This window comes from Amycolatopsis sp. NPDC004625, from assembly GCF_040609695.1.
Classification (GTDB): domain Bacteria; phylum Actinomycetota; class Actinomycetes; order Mycobacteriales; family Pseudonocardiaceae; genus Amycolatopsis.
On the sequence record NZ_JBEXKX010000050.1, the window covers coordinates 1 to 15080 of the forward strand.

Here is a 15080-nt window from a genome sequence, read left to right on the forward strand (position 1 = left end):
TCCGTTGGCCCTTGGGTTCCCGGGGGGGGTGATCCGGGCCCCCCACCCCCCTAATTTATTTCGCCGCCCGGGTGTTGGGGCCCCTGCGGTCACAACCCCCCCCCCCCCCCCCACGACCCGTGGGCGGTAACGTCGCTAGAGCGATCTATCAAATCGGGGGCGTTGATGGACAAGGGACTGGTACCGCTTCGCGTGATCCTCGGCTTTTCGCTGCTCAGCACGACACTGCACTACGCGCACAACGCCGTCCGCGTTGCGGACTACCCGCAGCTGCCGGGCATTCCGGCGGTCGCGGCGGGCCTCGCGGTCGCGGTCGCCTGGGTGCTGCTGACGACCTTCGGCTGGCTCGGCTACCGCGCGTACACCCAAGGCCGGTACGAGAAGGCGTTGGCGTTCCTGCTGGTCTACTCCCTGACCGGCATCGTCACGCTCGGTCATTTCCTGACCGGTGTCCCGCAGATCCCCGCCTTCTGGTTCGCGACGATTTTCACCGACGCCGCCGCCGGGCTCGCCCTCTGGGTGTTCCTCACCTGGGCCTGGGCCACGCTCAACCGGGTGACCGCGCGAGATCAAGTTTCTACACAACATTGACCTCCGTCTGACTCGTGTAGACAATCGGGTGAGTGACCACCACCACACCGGTTGCCTTCGACCGCCGTCCCGACGAGTACCGCCACTGGCGCCTCCGGCTCGACGGGGAGGTGGCCTGGCTGGAGCTGGACGTCGACGAGCAGGGCGGCCTGGTCCCGGGGTACGAGCTCAAGCTCAACTCCTACGACCTCGGCGTCGACATCGAGCTGTACGACGCCACCCAGCGGCTGCGGTTCGAGCACCCCGAGGTCCGCGTGGTCATCGTGACCAGCGCGAAGGACAAGGTGTTCTGCGCCGGCGCGAACATCCGGATGCTCGCCGCGTCGGAGCACCACTGGAAGGTCAACTTCTGCAAGTTCACCAACGAGACCCGCAACGGCATGGAGGACGCCACCGAGCACTCCGGCCAGGTCTACGTGGCCGCGGTGAACGGCACCTGCGCCGGCGGTGGCTACGAAATCGCGCTGGCCTGCGAAAAGATCTTCCTGATCGACGACAACTCCTCGACGGTCGCGCTGCCGGAGGTCCCCCTGCTCGGCGTGCTGCCCGGCACCGGCGGCCTCACCCGGGTCGTCGACAAGCGGCGCGTGCGCCGGGACCTCGCCGACGTCTTCGCCACGCGCCCGGACGGCGTCAAGGGCCGGACGGCGGTCGACTGGCGGCTGGTCGACGAACTGGTGCCGCGCCAGGACTTCCGCGAAAAAGTCCTGGAGAAGGCCCGGGAACTTGCCCGGCGATCGGAAAAGCAAGCGGAAAAAGGCATCGAGCTGACGCCCCTCGAACATCGCCATGTCGACATCGAGGTCGCCAAGGACCAGGTCACCATCACCATCAAGGGCCCTGAAACCGACCCCGGTGACCTGCACGAGGAAGGCGCGGGCGGCTGGTTCCTCGCCATGACCCGCGAGCTCGACGACGCCATCCTGCGGCTGCGCACCAACGAGGTCGAGGCCGGCACGTGGATCCTCCGGACCCAGGGCGATCCCGCCAAGGTCGAAGCGCACGAGCAGGCCGTGCTGGGGCAGAAGGACTGGCTGGCCAACGAGATCACGCACTACTTCAAGCGGACGCTCAAGCGCCTCGACGTCACCAGCCGCAGCCTGGTCGCGCTCATCGAACCCGGCAGCTGCTTCACCGGCGCGCTGCTGGAGATCGCGCTGGCCGCGGACCGCCAGTACATCCTGGACGGCCCGCCGATCGACGACGAAGACAGCGACGCCCGCGCGTCGATCCAGCTGACCGACGCCAACTTCGGCGCGTTCCCGATGGGCAACGGCCTGACCCGCCTGCAGACTCGGTTCTACGGCGACGACGACCACCTCACCTGGCTGGCGCGCGAGAAGAACCGCGCGTTGAGCGCCGCCGAAGCCGTCGAACTCGGCCTGGTCACCGACGCCCCGGACGACCTCGACTGGGAGGACGAGATCCGGCTCGCCCTCGAAGGCCGCGCGTCGCTCTCCCCGGACGCCCTCACCGGGATGGAGGCCAACCACCGGTTCGTCGGTCCCGAGACCATCGAGACCAAGATCTTCGGCCGGCTGGCGGCTTGGCAGAACTGGATTTTCACCCGCCCGAACGCATCCGGGCCGGAAGGCGCGCTGCGCCGATACGGTACGGGGCAGAAGGCCGTCTTCGACAGGAAGCGGGTCTAGCGCAGATGCCCGAGAAGATCGACTACGACGCCAAGATCCCCAACAACGTCAACCTTTCCGAAGACCGCAGGCTGCAGCGCGCGCTCGAAGGCTGGCAGCCGAAGTTCCTGCACTGGTGGGGCGAAATGGGCCCGACGCTGGAGACGCAGGGGGTGTACCTGCGCACCGCCGTCAGCGTGGGCCGCGAAGGCTGGGCGCACTTCGACCACGTCAACGTCCCCGACTACCGCTGGGGCATCTTCCTGGCCGAGCGCGAGCCGGACCGCCGGATCGCCTTCGGGGAGCACCAGGGCGAGCCGGTGTGGCAGCAGGTGCCCGGCGAATACCGCGCCGACCTGCAGCGGCTGATCGTCATCCAGGGCGACACCGAGCCGGCCTCGGTCGAGCAGCAGAAACTCCTCGGCCTCACCGCGCCGAGCCTGTACGACCTGCGGAACCTGTTCCAGGTCAACGTCGAAGAAGGCCGTCACCTGTGGGCGATGGTGTACCTGCTGCACGCCTACTTCGGCCGCGAAGGGCGTGACGAGGCCGAAGGGCTGCTGCTGCGCAACTCGGGTAGTCCCGACGCGCCGCGGATCCTGGGCGCGTTCAACGAGGAAACCGCCGACTGGCTGGCGTTCTACATGTTCACCTACTTCACCGACCGCGACGGGAAGTACCAGCTCGGCACGCTCAAGGAGTCCTCCTTCGACCCGCTGTCGCGCACCTGCGAGTTCATGCTCAAGGAAGAAGCGCACCACATGATGGTCGGCACCACCGGTGTCGACCGCGTGGTGATCCGCAGCGCCGAGCTGATCCGCGAGCACGACACGCTCGACATCGGCCCGCACGGCGGCATCCCGCTGGAGGTCATCCAGCGGTACATCAACTTCCACTACACCGTCTCGCTCGACCTGTTCGGCAGCGAGACGTCGACGAACGCGGCGAACTACTACACCGCCGGGCTCAAGGGCCGCTGGCAGGAAACGCGCCGCAAGGACGACCACAAGCTCACCGAGGACGCCCGCACGCTGGAGCGGCCGAACGGCGACGGCACCTGGACGACCGAGGAGCAGCAGGCGATCCTGCTGCTCAACCTCGACCTGCGCAGCGAGTACATGGCCGACTGCCAGACCGGCGTGAAGCGCTGGAACAAGATCCTCGCCGACGCCGGCATCGGCTTCGCGTTCCGGTTGCCGCACCCTGGCTTCAACCGCGAAGTGGGCATAAACTCCGGCCACCACGTCACTCCCGACGGCACCATCGTCGACGAGGCGACCTGGGAGGCGGGCAAACGCAAGTGGCTGCCCACGACCGAGGACCTCACGTTCGTCCGCTCGCTGATGCGCCCGGTGTACGAGCGGGGGAAGATCGCGAGCTGGGTGGCGCCGCCGCGGCAGGGCATCAACGGCAAGCCCATCGACTACGAGTACGTGTACCTCACGTAGGAGGCCTGGTGGCGACAGGGTTCAATGCCGCGGAGTACCTGCTGCGGGCCGGGCACCCGGACGCGACCGCGGTCGCGTCGCCCCGCCGCACCCTGACCTACGCCGAGCTCGCCGCCGAGTCCCGGCGCGTCGCCGGCGGGCTCACCGCGCTCGGCGTGCGGCCCGAAGAGCGGGTCATGTTCTGCATGGTCGACGACGTCGAGCTGCTCACCGGCATCCTCGGCGCGATGCTGGCCGGCGCGGTCGCCGTCCCGGTGTCGACCATGGTCACCGGGCTGGAGCTGGGCAAGGTGCTGGCCGACTCGCGGGCGCGGGTGCTGTGCGTGTCCGGGGAGTTCGCCGAGCAGGCGGTGACCGCGCTCGGGCTGGCCCCCGAGGTCACGGACGTGCTGCTCGACCGGTCCGACGCGGCGGGCGTCCCGGACGGCGTCCGCACGCACCGCTGGTCCGAACTGGACGGCGAGTTCCGCGACGGCCGGACGTGGGAGGACTCGCCCGCGCTGTGGCTGTACACCTCGGGCACGACCGGGCAGCCGAAGGGCGCGATGCACCGGCACGCGAGCGTCCGCGCGGTCTGCGAGACCTACGCCCGCGGCGTGCTGGCGACGTCGGCGGCGGACCGGTTCCTGTCGGTGCCCAAGCTGTTCTTCGCCTACGGGCTGGGAAATTCGTGCTTCTTCCCGCTCGGCGCGGGCGGCACGACCCTGCTGGAGCCTTCGCGTCCGACACCCGCGTTGTTCGCGAGACGCGCTCGCGAGGAGCAGCCGTCACTGTTCTTCGCGGTCCCGACGTTCTACGCGGCGCTGCTCGCCAGCGACGTCCCGGACGACTCGTTCGCTTCGGTGCGGTACGCGGTTTCGGCCGGTGAGCCGCTGCCCGCGTCGCTGTTCGAACGGTTCCGCGCACGCTTCGGGCTGGAGATCCTCGACGGCATCGGGTCGACCGAGGCCCTGCACATCTTCCTGTCCAACCAGCCCGGCCGGGTGCGGCCGGGCACCACCGGCGTCGCCGTGCCCGGGTACTCCCTGCAGATCCGCGACGAAGCCGGCGCGGTGATCGACGCGCCGGGGCAGCCGGGCGAGCTGTTCGTGGCCGGGCCGTCGACGGCGACCGGGTACTGGGCCCGCTACGACGCGACGAAGCTCGTGTTCCAGGGCGAATGGCTGCGGACCGGCGACAGCTACGTGCGCAACGAGGACGGCACGTACAGCTGTCTCGGCCGGTTCGGGGACATGCTGAAGGCGGGCGGGATCTGGGTCTCACCGTCCGAAGTGGAGGAACGGCTGCGGCAGCACCCGGCGGTGGCGGAGGTCGCGGTCGTCGCCGCGCCGGACGCCGACGGGCTCGACAAGCCGGTGGCGTGCGTGGTGCCCGCCCCCGGGTTCGCCGTCGACCCGGACGAGCTGATCGAGTTCTGCCGCGAGGGGCTGGCGGCGTTCAAGCGCCCGCGCGGGGTGGTCGAGCTGGCCGAGCTGCCGAAGACGGCGACCGGCAAGATCCGCCGCAACGTGATCCGCGAGCAGGTCCGCGACGTCCTGCGGGCGGTGGCACCGCACCCATGATCGACGGGCACTTCGTGGTCGACGCGCACGTCCACGTGCCGCGGCTGCCGACGCTCAAACCCGCGTGGCTGCAGTGGGCCCACGACTTCGCGGGCTCGTACCCGTGGCGCTCGGTGTACGACGCCGAAGGCACGGTGGTCCCGGCGGCGATGGACGAGCTGATGGAGTCCGAAGGCGTCGACCGGGTCCTGCTGTTCTGCGAGTACAGCCCGCGGGCGACCGGGATCCAGCCGATCGAGGACAACCTGCCGCTGGTTTCCTGCAATCCCCGGCGGTTCCGGCTGGTGGCGAACGTCAACCCGTACCTGCACCACCCGGCGGCGGCGGAGGTCGAACGGCAGCTCGACCTGGGCGCGGTCGCGCTGAAGATCCACCCCGTGCACGGCGCGTTCTCCCCGGCGGACAAGGAGCTGTACCCGGTCTACCAGCTGTGCCTGGACCGCGGGGTGCCGGTGATCCTCCACTCCGGAACGTCGAGCTTTCCCGGCTCCCGAACCAGTTTCGGCAACCCCGAGCTGCTGTCCGACGTCGTCGAGGACTTCCCGGCGCTGCCGTTCGTCTTCGCCCACGGCGGCCGCGGGTGGTGGTACGACGTGGCGGCGTTCCTCGCGCTGGCGCGGGACAACGTCTGGCTCGACCTCGCCGGGCTGCCGCCGAAGAAGCTGAAGGAGTACTACCAGCGCTTCGACTTCACCCGGCTGGCCGGGAAGTTCGTCTTCGGGACGGACTGGCCCGGCGTGCCGTCGGTGGCCGCGAACGTCCGGACGCTCGCCGGGCTGGGGCTGCCGGCGGAGGTGCTGAGCGGGGTGCTGTCGGGCAACGCCGTCAAGCTGATGCCCTCGCTCGCCCAGGTCGTGAGTGAGAAACAGGGTTAGAACACTGTTTCTCACTCACGACAAGCCGCGGCAGACCCCGCACTGGCGGGTCAGGTCAGCAGCTGGTGCAGGCAGAGGACGTTGCCTTCGGAGTCGTTGAACCACGCCGCCCGCTCCTTGCCCAGCTCGGCGATGTGGGCGACCGTCTTCAGGCCCTCCATCTCGAAGTCCTGGAACCGCACACCGCGGTTCTCCAGGGCCGTGACCTCGGTTTCGAGGTCGCTGACCTCGAAGCTCAGTGCCGTGTTTTCGCTCTGCGCACCGGCCGGCATCGGGCGGAGGCCGATCGCGCCCGCGCCCGCCGCGAAGTAGAGGGTGCCGTCTTCGCCCTTCCCCACCTGCTTCAGGCCGAGCGAGTCCGCGTAGAAGTGGCCGGCGCGTTCACTGTCGGTCACCGGAAGCATCGTCGTGATGGTCGATTCGGTCAGCATGGTTCCCATGGTGCGCCGTCACCCGCACCGCAGTGACCTCGACTTTTTCAACGAGCTTCGTTGAACGCCCGGAGTGTCCGCATGGCTTCGGCGAGTGCGGGCGCGTCGTCACCCAGCGGCGTCAGCACGATGCGGCGCAGGATGTCCGCCGCCGCCGCGCGGGCCTGGTTCGCCACCTCGAGGCCGTGCTCGGTCAGCGACGCGAACGTGACGCGGCGGTCGTCGGGGCTCGGGATCCGGCAGATCAGGTCGGCGGCCACCAGCCGGTCCGCCACCTTCGTGAACCCGCCGCTGGACAGCGCGGCCTCGGTGGCCAGGCGGGTCATCGGCATCCGGTGCTCGGGCGAGCGGACCAGCCGCAGCAGGATGTCGAACGACGCCGGCGCGAGCCCGAAGCGGTCGGCGATCTCGCCCATCAGCTTGTCCTGGGTGGCCAGGTACCCCTCGATGACCAGGCCCCACCAGGTGACGATCTCGTCGTCGTCGGTGTCCACGGACCGCACTTTACCGCAACACCTCGCCGGATTACTTCTTTCGCGGAAGATGTCAGGACGTTTGTACGAACCGTATACCGGCCGTCCCTACGATCGGGCGATGACTAACGAGGCACTACAGCGTGCTACCAAACTGCTGGACGCGGTCATCCTCGCCGACGGGCACAACGACCTGCCGTGGGAGCTGCGGCAGCACGGTGGCCCGAACCCGGTGGAGGCGGCCGCGTCGCTGGACCTGACCGTCCGGCAGCCCGCCCTGCACACCGACTTCCCGAAGCTCGCCGACGGGAAGCTCGGCATGCAGTTCTGGTCCGTGTACGTGCCCTGCGAGTTCGAGGGCCACAGCGCCGTGACCGCCGTCCTGGAGCAGATCGAGGTCGTCCACCAGCTGGCCGAGCGCTACCCCGACCGGCTGCGCCTGGTCACCACGGCCGACGAGGCCGAGGCTGCCTTCGCCGACGGCCGGATCGCGTCGCTGCTCGGCGCCGAGGGCGGGCACAGCATCGCCGAGTCGCTCGGCGTGCTGCGGATCCTGCGCCGGCTCGGCGTCCGCTACATGACGCTGACGCACAACTTCAACACCACCTGGGCCGACTCCGGCACCGACGAGCCGGCCCACGGCGGGCTCACCGAGTTCGGCCGCGACGTCGTCCGCGAGATGAACAAGATCGGGATGATGGTCGACCTGTCGCACGTCGCGCCGTCGACCATGCGGGCGGCGATCGAGATCAGCTCGGTGCCGGTGATCTTCAGCCACTCGTCCTGCACCGCCGTGAACGACCACCCCCGCAACGTCCCCGACGACGTGCTGGCGAAGCTGCCCGGCAACGGCGGCGTCGCGATGATCACCTTCGTGCCCGCGTTCGTCTCGCCGAAGGTCGCCGCCTGGAACGAGCGCCTGGAGGCCGCGATGGCCGACGCCGGGCAGGAGTACCGGAACCTCTCGCAGCGCGGGGTGTTCGTGAAGGAGTGGGACGGCCCGCCCAAGCCGACGGCGACCGTGGAGGACGTCGTCGCGCACGTGGAGCACGCCCGCGAGGTCGCCGGCGTCGACCACATCGGCCTCGGCGGCGACTACGACGGCGTCGCCTCGCTGCCGGAAGGACTGGAGGACACGTCCAAGTACCCGGTGTTGTTCGCCGCCCTGCTCGAGCGCGGGTGGAGTGAGGACGACTGCGCGAAACTGGCCGGCAAGAACACCCTCCGCGTCCTGCGGGAGGTCGACGGCTTCGCCCGTTAGGGGGTTTGAGGCGGCGCTCCCCGCACGCCGGACGGACACTGGTCGCATGACGCACGCGCGCGGGGGCGCGGCCGACCGCCCCACCGGTCCCGCACACCACGACCTGCCCGGCACCGACGTGCCCGAGGGCGCACTGGAACCCGCGGAGCTGCGGGCCGGCGACGTCCGCCCGGGCGCCGAGGAGGTGACGCCGGTGCGGCCGGCGCCCACCAGGCCGGCGCCGTCCAAACCCGCGTCCCCGAAGATCAAGCGGACCCGGATCAGCGGCACCTGGGTCGCGGTGATCGCCGGCCTGGTCGTGCTGGTTCTGCTGCTGATCTTCATCCTGCAGAACCTGGACTCGGTGACCGTGCACTTCTTCGGCGGCGAGGGCAGCCTGCCGCTGGCCATCGCCATGCTGTTCTCGGCCATCGGCGGCGCGGCGCTGGTCGCCCTGATCGGCGGCGCCCGGATCCTGCAGCTGCGGAAGCAGGCCCGCCGCCGCTGAGCCTCAGACGATGATCGACGTCATCGTCAGTACCTGCGCGCAAACGTTTTCGTCCCCGGTCGTCCGGACGCGGGAAACGTCGGTCGGGTTGCGGGTGCAGAGCCGCCAGAACGTGTCCGGGTCCGTCGTCACCGTGGCCAGCGGGGTGCGCGACGGCGGCGCGCCGCGATCCAGCGTCCAGCCGTCGCGCTCGCGGCGCGCGTACCACCTGCCCTGGCCGGTCACGGTGTAGCCGACCTGCTTGCCGACGCGGGCGTCGACGTCACGCAGGGTGTACGGCAGCGCGCGGACGAACGTGTCGGCGATCGGTTCGGCGTACTCGGCCTCCAGGGGCGTGTGCTCCAGGGCCTCGCGGATCTGCACGTGGTGGACCCAGAATTCGGAGTAGTCGCGGGCCGCGTCCAGCCAGCGCGGCGCGGGCTCTTCGCCGGCCCAGCTCACCGGGATGCCGGGGCCGTCGAGGTCGAGCTGCGCCCAGTACTCGGTCGTCTGGCCCATGAACTCGTACAGCATCGTCAGCAGGACGTCGGTCGAGAGCCGGCGGCAGGCGACGACCCACTCCTCGTTGATCCGGTCGATGAACCGCGGGAACGCCTCACCCGGCCGGGGGGAATCCGCGGAGTGCCCGTCGCGGCCGCGGGACAGCCGACCGACCTTGTCGCCCAGCAGGTGGGCGGCGACGTCCTTGACCGTCCAGCCCGTGCACATGGTCGGCCGCGTCCAGTCCTCCTCGGTCAGTGCGCCGAGCAGCGTCATCAGCGCCTGTTCTTCCTTCGAGAAGTACGGGAGGACGTCGATCGGCGGACCCCAGCGCGTCGGACTCATGTGGGCATCCAAACACCTCCGAACGGCCTACCCGCAGGTAGCATCACCCGCGTACGCAGAGGGGAGTTAACGGGTGAACGCAGAGCGACCGAACGGCCGGGGCACCACCGACGAGGTGGCCGACCTGGCCCGCCGCGCCGGTCAGCTGGCGGGCTGGGCCGCGCGGACCGGCTTCGCGCTCGGCCGCAGGCTCCCCGGCGTCGAGACGGCCGAACGCGGTGTCCGGCAGGTCGAGCGGCAGCTGCTGACCGAGCTGCGCCGCCGGCTGGACGAGGTCGACGACCCGTACCACGCGGCGCTGACCGCGGCGTCGGCGATGAACCGCGCCGTGACCGACAAGGTCGAAGCCACGGTCACGCTGGTGCCGGTGCGCGACAACCACGCCGAGCCGCTGCGGGCGGCGATGGCCGAGCTGCTCAACCACTCGATCGGCTTCGGCCGCGAGCGCGCCCGCGAGTACTTCTACGCGATCATCCTGCGCCAGCTGACGCCGGACGAGGCCCGGATCCTGTCCGCGCTGTCCGACGGCTCGCCGTTCCCCGCCGTCGACGTCGTCGAGCGGACCGGCCTGGGCGGCCACGGCCGCGTGGTGCTGCGCAACGCCTCGACGGTCGGCAAGGCGGCCGGGGTGTCGCTGCCCGACCAGGTGCCCGGCTACGTCACCCGGCTGATCGGGCTCGGCCTGGTCGACCTCGACGAAGAGGTGCCGTCGCTGGAGACGCAGTACGAGATCCTGCTGACCGACGAGACCGTGCGCGAGGCGGAGAAGCACGTCCGCCGCGCGAAGTTCGTCCGGCGCACGATCCACGTCTCGCGCCTCGGCGCGCAGTTCTGGCAGGCCTGCGACCCGAGTCTCGGGTAGCGCCGATGGGGGCCTTCCTCAGCGGCATCGTCGCCGACTTCGCGCAGCACTGGCCCCTCTACGTCTCGATCCCGGTCGTCGCGGCGCTGATCGGCTACGGCACCAAGCTGGTCGCGATCCGGATGATGTTCCAGCCGGTGGAGTTCATCGGGGTCAAGCCGTTCCTCGGCTGGCAGGGCATCGTGCCGAAGCGCGCGGCGCGGATGGCGAGCATCGCCTGCGACACGATGACCGAGCAGCTGATCAAACCGGCCGAGGTGGTCGCGCGGCTCGACGCGTCCCGGATCGCCCAGGAGATCGAGAAACCGCTGCTGGCCGGGGTCGAGGACATCGTCCGCGAGGTGGCGGCGCACTACCAGCCGGGGCTGTGGGAGTCGCTGCCGGAACGGGTGCAGCGGCTGGTGATCCAGCGCGTCCAGCACGAGGCGCCGCGGATGGTCGCCGCCGTGCTCGACCTGATCAAGTCCGATGTGGACAGCGTGTTCGACCTCAAGGGCATGGTGGTCACCAGCCTGGTCAAGGACAAGCGGCTGCTCAACCGGATCTTCCAGGAGGCGGGCGCCAAGGAGTTCAAGTTCATCGCCCGCTCGGGCCTGGTGTTCGGCGGCGCGATCGGCGTCATCCAGATGGTGGCGTGGGTGCTGTTCAAGTTCCCGCCGATCATGCCGGTGTTCGGCCTGTTCACCGGCTGGTTCACGGACTGGCTGGCGCTGCGGATGATCTTCTACCCGATCGAGCCGCGCCGGTACTTCGGCGTGCAGTGGCAGGGGTTGTTCCTGAAGCGGCGGGCGGAGGTCGCGGAGGCGTACGGCTCGTTGATCGCGAAGGAGATCATCACGCCGCACAACGTGATCGAGGCGATCCTGCACGGACCGTTGTCGGACCGGGTGCTGGCGTTGATCCAGCGTCAGCTCGACCGGGAGCTGGGGAGTGTGGCGAAGCCGTTGCTGGTGTTCGCGGTCGGCAGCCGGAAGTACCAGGACGTGAAGCTGGCGATCGCTTCGCAGATCATGTCCCGGTTGCCGGAGACGATGCGGTACATCGAGGACTACGCGACGGACGCGATGGACATCCGGAACGTGCTCGTGTCGAAGATGAAGGAGCTGTCGCCGCAGGAGTTCGAGCGGCTGCTGCGGCCGGCTTTCGAGCAGGACGAGTGGATTCTGATCGCCACGGGGGCCGTGCTGGGGTTTGCCGTCGGTGAGGCTCAGGTGCTTCTCCTGGAGCACCTGGCGGCTTAGCGAGCCGCCGTGGGCGGCCGAGCGGGCGAACTATCCCACCCGAACGGCTGTACTCCCGGATGTATCCCGGTCGTCACCTTTCGCCTCTACTCTGCGTCAGGACGACCGACCGCCGGGAGAACTCCATGGCCGAGACCGCGGAACCGTGGCAGCAGGAAATCCGGCTCGCCGTGACCATGGTCGGCGGGGCCAGCCTGGCCATCTGGATGGGTGGGGTGGCCACCGAGACCTCGCAGCTGCTGCGGGAGTCGCGGCGTGACTCCCGGACCGAACCCGGGCTCTACCGCGGGCTGCTCGACGTGCTGCGGGCCAGTGTCTCCATCGACGTCCTGACCGGGACCAGCGCCGGTGGGATCAACGCCGCCTGTCTGGGGCTGGCCGAAGCCTTCGGCTCCACGCCGCAGGTGCTCCGTGACACCTGGATCGGCACCGGGTCGCTGGAGAACCTCGTGCGGGACCCGCGGGAAGCGCAGCCGCGGTCGGTGCTGGACGGCGATCGCGTGCTGCTCGGTGACGTCGAACGGGCGCTGCGGCAGATCACCGCCGAGGGCACGCCGCCGTCCGACGAGCCCGACATCACCGTGCTGCTCACCGGCACCATGATCGACGGGGAGACCACCCGGTTCGACGATGCGCTGGGGAACCTGGTGCGGGACACCGAACACCGGATGCTCTTCCGGTTCTGTGGTCCACTGTGGACCGTCGGGGTGGAGGGGCCGCTCGCGCTGGCGGCCCGGTCCACCGCGTCCTTCCCCGGTGCCTTCGAGCTGTCGCGGATGCCGATCGGCACCCGGGGCACCGACCGTCTGCACCCCGACATGACGCCGTACACGGAGCTGACCCGGTCGCACTGGCTGACCGACGGGGGCGTGCTGCTCAACAAGCCGCTGCGGCCGGCGCTGCGCGAGATCTTCGAACGAACGTCGAACGTGGACGTGCGGCGGCTGCTGCTCTACGTCGTCCCGACCGGCGAAGGCGAGACCGACGCCGTCGAATGCGATCCGGCGAACCCGCCGCTGCTGTCCGGGGCGATGGCCAAGGTCGTCAACACCGTGATGAGCCAGTCGATCAGCGCCGAGCTCGACGACCTGACCCGGCACAACGACGCCGTGCTCCGCGCGCGTGACACCCGGGTCTCGCTCGCCGCGCTCGGCCTGCGCGGCGGGGCCGACCACCTGGTCGACGCGCGGATCGCCGCCGCCTACCTCGAGCGCCGGACCGCCGAGGACGCCGCCGAGCTGGTGCGGGCCGCCGCCCGGCGGTACGCGCTGTCCGACGCCGACACCCCGGACCGCGAGTGGGCGTCCGGGATGTCGCAGCAGCTGCGCGCGATCGCGGTGACCGGGCTGAGCACCGGCGTCCCGGCCGGGCCGCCGGCCGCCAGCCTGCCGGTGGCCGACCTGGTCGGCTACCGGACGACCGCGCTCGACGACGCCGTCGCCACCGGCCTGCAGCTGGTCAACGCCGGTTTCCGGCTCCGGCCGGACGGTGCGCAGGCGCAGACCCTCAACCAGGCGCGCGCCGAGCTGCACGAGGCACGACGGACCGCCGGCCGCGGGGTGCGGCTCGCGCAGTGGGTCGCCGCGCACACCGCGCCCGGCGCGAGCAGCACCCTGGAGGTGTGGATCGGCGAGCTCGCCGAGGAGTGGGCCGGGCTCGGCCGCTCGGCCGCCGTCGCCGAGGCGTGGCCGAAGGTGGTCGCGGGCCTGCGTGACGCGGCGCCGACGTTGCGCGCGCTGGCGGCCGGGGACGACGCCGATACGGTCACCACCCTCCTGGACTGGCTCGCCCTCGCGCCCGACGGGCCCGACGACGTCGTCCAGTCCCGGCTGCTCACCCTGCACGTGGCGACGCGCGGGCTGCTCGCGCAGGCGCCTTCGGTCGACCAGCGGGTCGACCTCGTGCAGGTCAGCGCCGATTCGCGGACGCTGCTGGACATGACGCGCCGCCGGTCGTGGGACAAGCTGACCGGCATGCAGGCGAGCTACTTCGGCGCCTTCTACAAGGCGTCGTGGCGGGCCAGCGACTGGATGTGGGGCCGCATCGACGGCGCCGGCTGGCTGGTCCAGTGCCTGCTCGACCCGGTCCGCCTCGAAACGCTGCGTGACGTCGTCGGCCGGGACCGGTTCCGCGAAGAGCTCCTCGCGGTGCTGAAGCCGGGCTGGCGCAAACCGGACGAGCGCGACCGCTGCACGCCGGCGGAGGTGGGGCAGCTGGGCGACCAGCTCACGGCCGAACTCGCCTTCCTCGGCCTCGACGCCGACCTCAACCCGGTGGACGAACCGGCCGCCGAACGCCCGCTCAGCATGCCGGTGACGGCCATGGTGCTGGCCCGGCGGCGGCAGGAAGCGATCGCCGCGGAGGAACTCCCGGTCGTCACCCTCGCGGCGCGCTACGACGCCGAAGACCGCCCGGGCGTCGAGAAGGCATTGGCGGAGGAGCAGCCCCGGGTCGACGTGGCCGCCGCGCAGGCCCAGTTCCAGGCGTGCCGCGTCTCGGCCGAGAAGCTCGCCGGGGAGCAGGGCACCGCGCGGCTGACCCGGACCCTGGTCGCGCTCGGCGCCGCCACGGTCAACGCCGGCACGGTCGCGTTCCGGCTGCCCGGCGGCTGGCCGCGGACCGTCGCGGGCATGCTGCGGACGGTCGCCCGGAGCACCGCGAGGGTCACGCAGGGGGCGTCCCGGCTCGGCACGGCGGGCTCGCTCGTGGCCGGTGCGCTGGCGCTGCTGGCCGGGCTGGTGATCGGCAGCAACGGCGGCGCGGTCCTGCAGTGGGTCGGCCTGCCCGTCCTCGCGGGCGCGGTCGTCTACCTGGCCACGGCGCTGCTCACGACGGGCCACAAGGTGCGGTCGCTGTTCGCGGCGCTGGGGGCGCTGGTCGTGGCGGCGCTGCTGCTGGCCGCGTTCCTGCCCCCGCTCGCCCGCCCGTTCTTCGGCTGGCTCGGTGACGTCGTGGCCGGCTGGCGCCGCGGCGAGGGCGCGGTGTGGTGGCTGGTGGTTTCCGGGCTGCTGATCCTGCCCGCCGTCGTGATGCCGGTGAGCGCGGTCGTGCGCCGGATCGGCCACCGCCTGCAGTCGCGGAAGGCGAAGGCCGTTGCCCTCAACGTCTCCGGCGGCGGCAGCGGTAGCGGCGGTTCTTCTCGCCGCGGTGCGACCAAGCCCCCGGCGTTGACGGCCCCGGACAACGTCGCCGAACGCTCACGCTGAGCGACTCGCCGGCGGCGTTTCCGGCCCGTCGCCTTGCGATCATCCCGGTTTGGGTTCATGGTGCGGATAGGTCGCGGGCCACGGGTCCGCGCTCCAGCCGCGCGTGTGCCCAGGCACCGTCCACTTCAAACATGTTTGTGTGACTGCTCACCGGGTACTCGGCGTCCTCGCAGGTCATGGCGGGGGT

13 protein-coding genes are annotated in these 15080 nt (G+C 70.7%); 10 read left to right on the plus strand and 3 right to left on the minus strand.

What is annotated here, in order from left to right; translation table 11 throughout:
- The first annotated feature begins 165 nt into the window (after positions 1–165).
- The 5 genes from ABZW17_RS38295 to ABZW17_RS38315 are packed head-to-tail and all read left to right on the plus strand — an operon-like array spanning position 166 to position 6107.
- On the plus strand, positions 166–591 hold the full coding sequence (locus tag ABZW17_RS38295; RefSeq protein ID WP_354825228.1) for a hypothetical protein: 426 nt from the start codon (positions 166–168) through the stop codon (positions 589–591).
- Between the two features lie 32 nt (positions 592–623).
- Positions 624–2243 carry a 2,3-epoxybenzoyl-CoA dihydrolase gene (gene boxC, locus ABZW17_RS38300; RefSeq protein ID WP_354825231.1) on the plus strand — a complete coding sequence of 540 codons (1620 nt, stop codon included), beginning with the start codon at positions 624–626 and terminating at the stop codon, positions 2241–2243.
- Positions 2244–2248: 5 nt separating this feature from the next.
- Positions 2249–3670 carry a benzoyl-CoA 2,3-epoxidase subunit BoxB gene (boxB, locus tag ABZW17_RS38305; protein WP_354825234.1) on the plus strand — a complete coding sequence of 474 codons (1422 nt, stop codon included), beginning with the start codon at positions 2249–2251 and terminating at the stop codon, positions 3668–3670.
- A gap of 8 nt (positions 3671–3678) precedes the next feature.
- Positions 3679–5232, plus strand: a complete 1554-nt coding sequence (locus tag ABZW17_RS38310; RefSeq protein ID WP_354825237.1) for a benzoate-CoA ligase family protein — start codon at positions 3679–3681, stop codon at positions 5230–5232.
- Positions 5229–6107 (plus strand): amidohydrolase family protein, encoded by an 879-nt coding sequence (locus ABZW17_RS38315; RefSeq protein ID WP_354825240.1) that lies wholly within the window; start codon positions 5229–5231, stop codon positions 6105–6107. The genes ABZW17_RS38310 and ABZW17_RS38315 overlap by 4 nt, the downstream gene beginning before the upstream one ends.
- A 50-nt stretch (positions 6108–6157) precedes the next feature.
- Here ABZW17_RS38315 and ABZW17_RS38320 read toward each other — a convergent pair whose 3' ends face one another.
- Together ABZW17_RS38320 and ABZW17_RS38325 are read right to left on the minus strand one after the other, a co-directional pair.
- Complete coding sequence (locus tag ABZW17_RS38320) at positions 6158–6538, minus strand: VOC family protein (protein ID WP_354825243.1); 381 nt, start codon at positions 6536–6538, stop codon at positions 6158–6160.
- A 47-nt stretch (positions 6539–6585) separates the two neighbouring features.
- Positions 6586–7032 (minus strand): MarR family transcriptional regulator, encoded by a 447-nt coding sequence (locus ABZW17_RS38325; protein ID WP_354825246.1) that lies wholly within the window; start codon positions 7030–7032, stop codon positions 6586–6588.
- 100 nt (positions 7033–7132) lie between these two features.
- Between ABZW17_RS38325 and ABZW17_RS38330 the strand changes: the two genes are divergently transcribed.
- Positions 7133–8272 (plus strand): dipeptidase, encoded by a 1140-nt coding sequence (locus ABZW17_RS38330; protein ID WP_354825249.1) that lies wholly within the window; start codon positions 7133–7135, stop codon positions 8270–8272.
- Positions 8273–8318: 46 nt separating this feature from the next.
- Positions 8319–8759 carry a lipopolysaccharide assembly protein LapA domain-containing protein gene (locus ABZW17_RS38335; RefSeq protein ID WP_354825252.1) on the plus strand — a complete coding sequence of 147 codons (441 nt, stop codon included), beginning with the start codon at positions 8319–8321 and terminating at the stop codon, positions 8757–8759.
- Between the two features lie 3 nt (positions 8760–8762).
- On the opposite strand, the gene ABZW17_RS38340 is transcribed toward ABZW17_RS38335, so the two are convergent.
- Positions 8763–9584: a maleylpyruvate isomerase family mycothiol-dependent enzyme gene (locus tag ABZW17_RS38340; RefSeq protein ID WP_354825256.1), complete on the minus strand. Its 822-nt coding sequence runs from the start codon at positions 9582–9584 to the stop codon at positions 8763–8765.
- Between the two features lie 73 nt (positions 9585–9657).
- On the opposite strand from ABZW17_RS38340, the gene ABZW17_RS38345 reads away from it, so the two are divergent.
- The 3 genes from ABZW17_RS38345 to ABZW17_RS38355 all read left to right on the plus strand — a co-directional run bounded on the left by ABZW17_RS38345 (position 9658) and on the right by ABZW17_RS38355 (position 14893).
- Positions 9658–10446 (plus strand): Abi-alpha family protein, encoded by a 789-nt coding sequence (locus ABZW17_RS38345; RefSeq protein WP_354825259.1) that lies wholly within the window; start codon positions 9658–9660, stop codon positions 10444–10446.
- A gap of 5 nt (positions 10447–10451) precedes the next feature.
- Entirely contained in the window at positions 10452–11687 is a 1236-nt protein-coding gene (locus tag ABZW17_RS38350; RefSeq protein ID WP_354825262.1) for a DUF445 domain-containing protein, read from the plus strand.
- Positions 11688–11812: 125 nt separating this feature from the next.
- The gene (locus ABZW17_RS38355; protein WP_354825265.1) at positions 11813–14893 is read left to right on the plus strand and encodes a patatin-like protein; all 3081 of its coding nucleotides are present in this window, start codon (positions 11813–11815) and stop codon (positions 14891–14893) included.
- Positions 14894–15080: the final 187 nt, after the last annotated feature.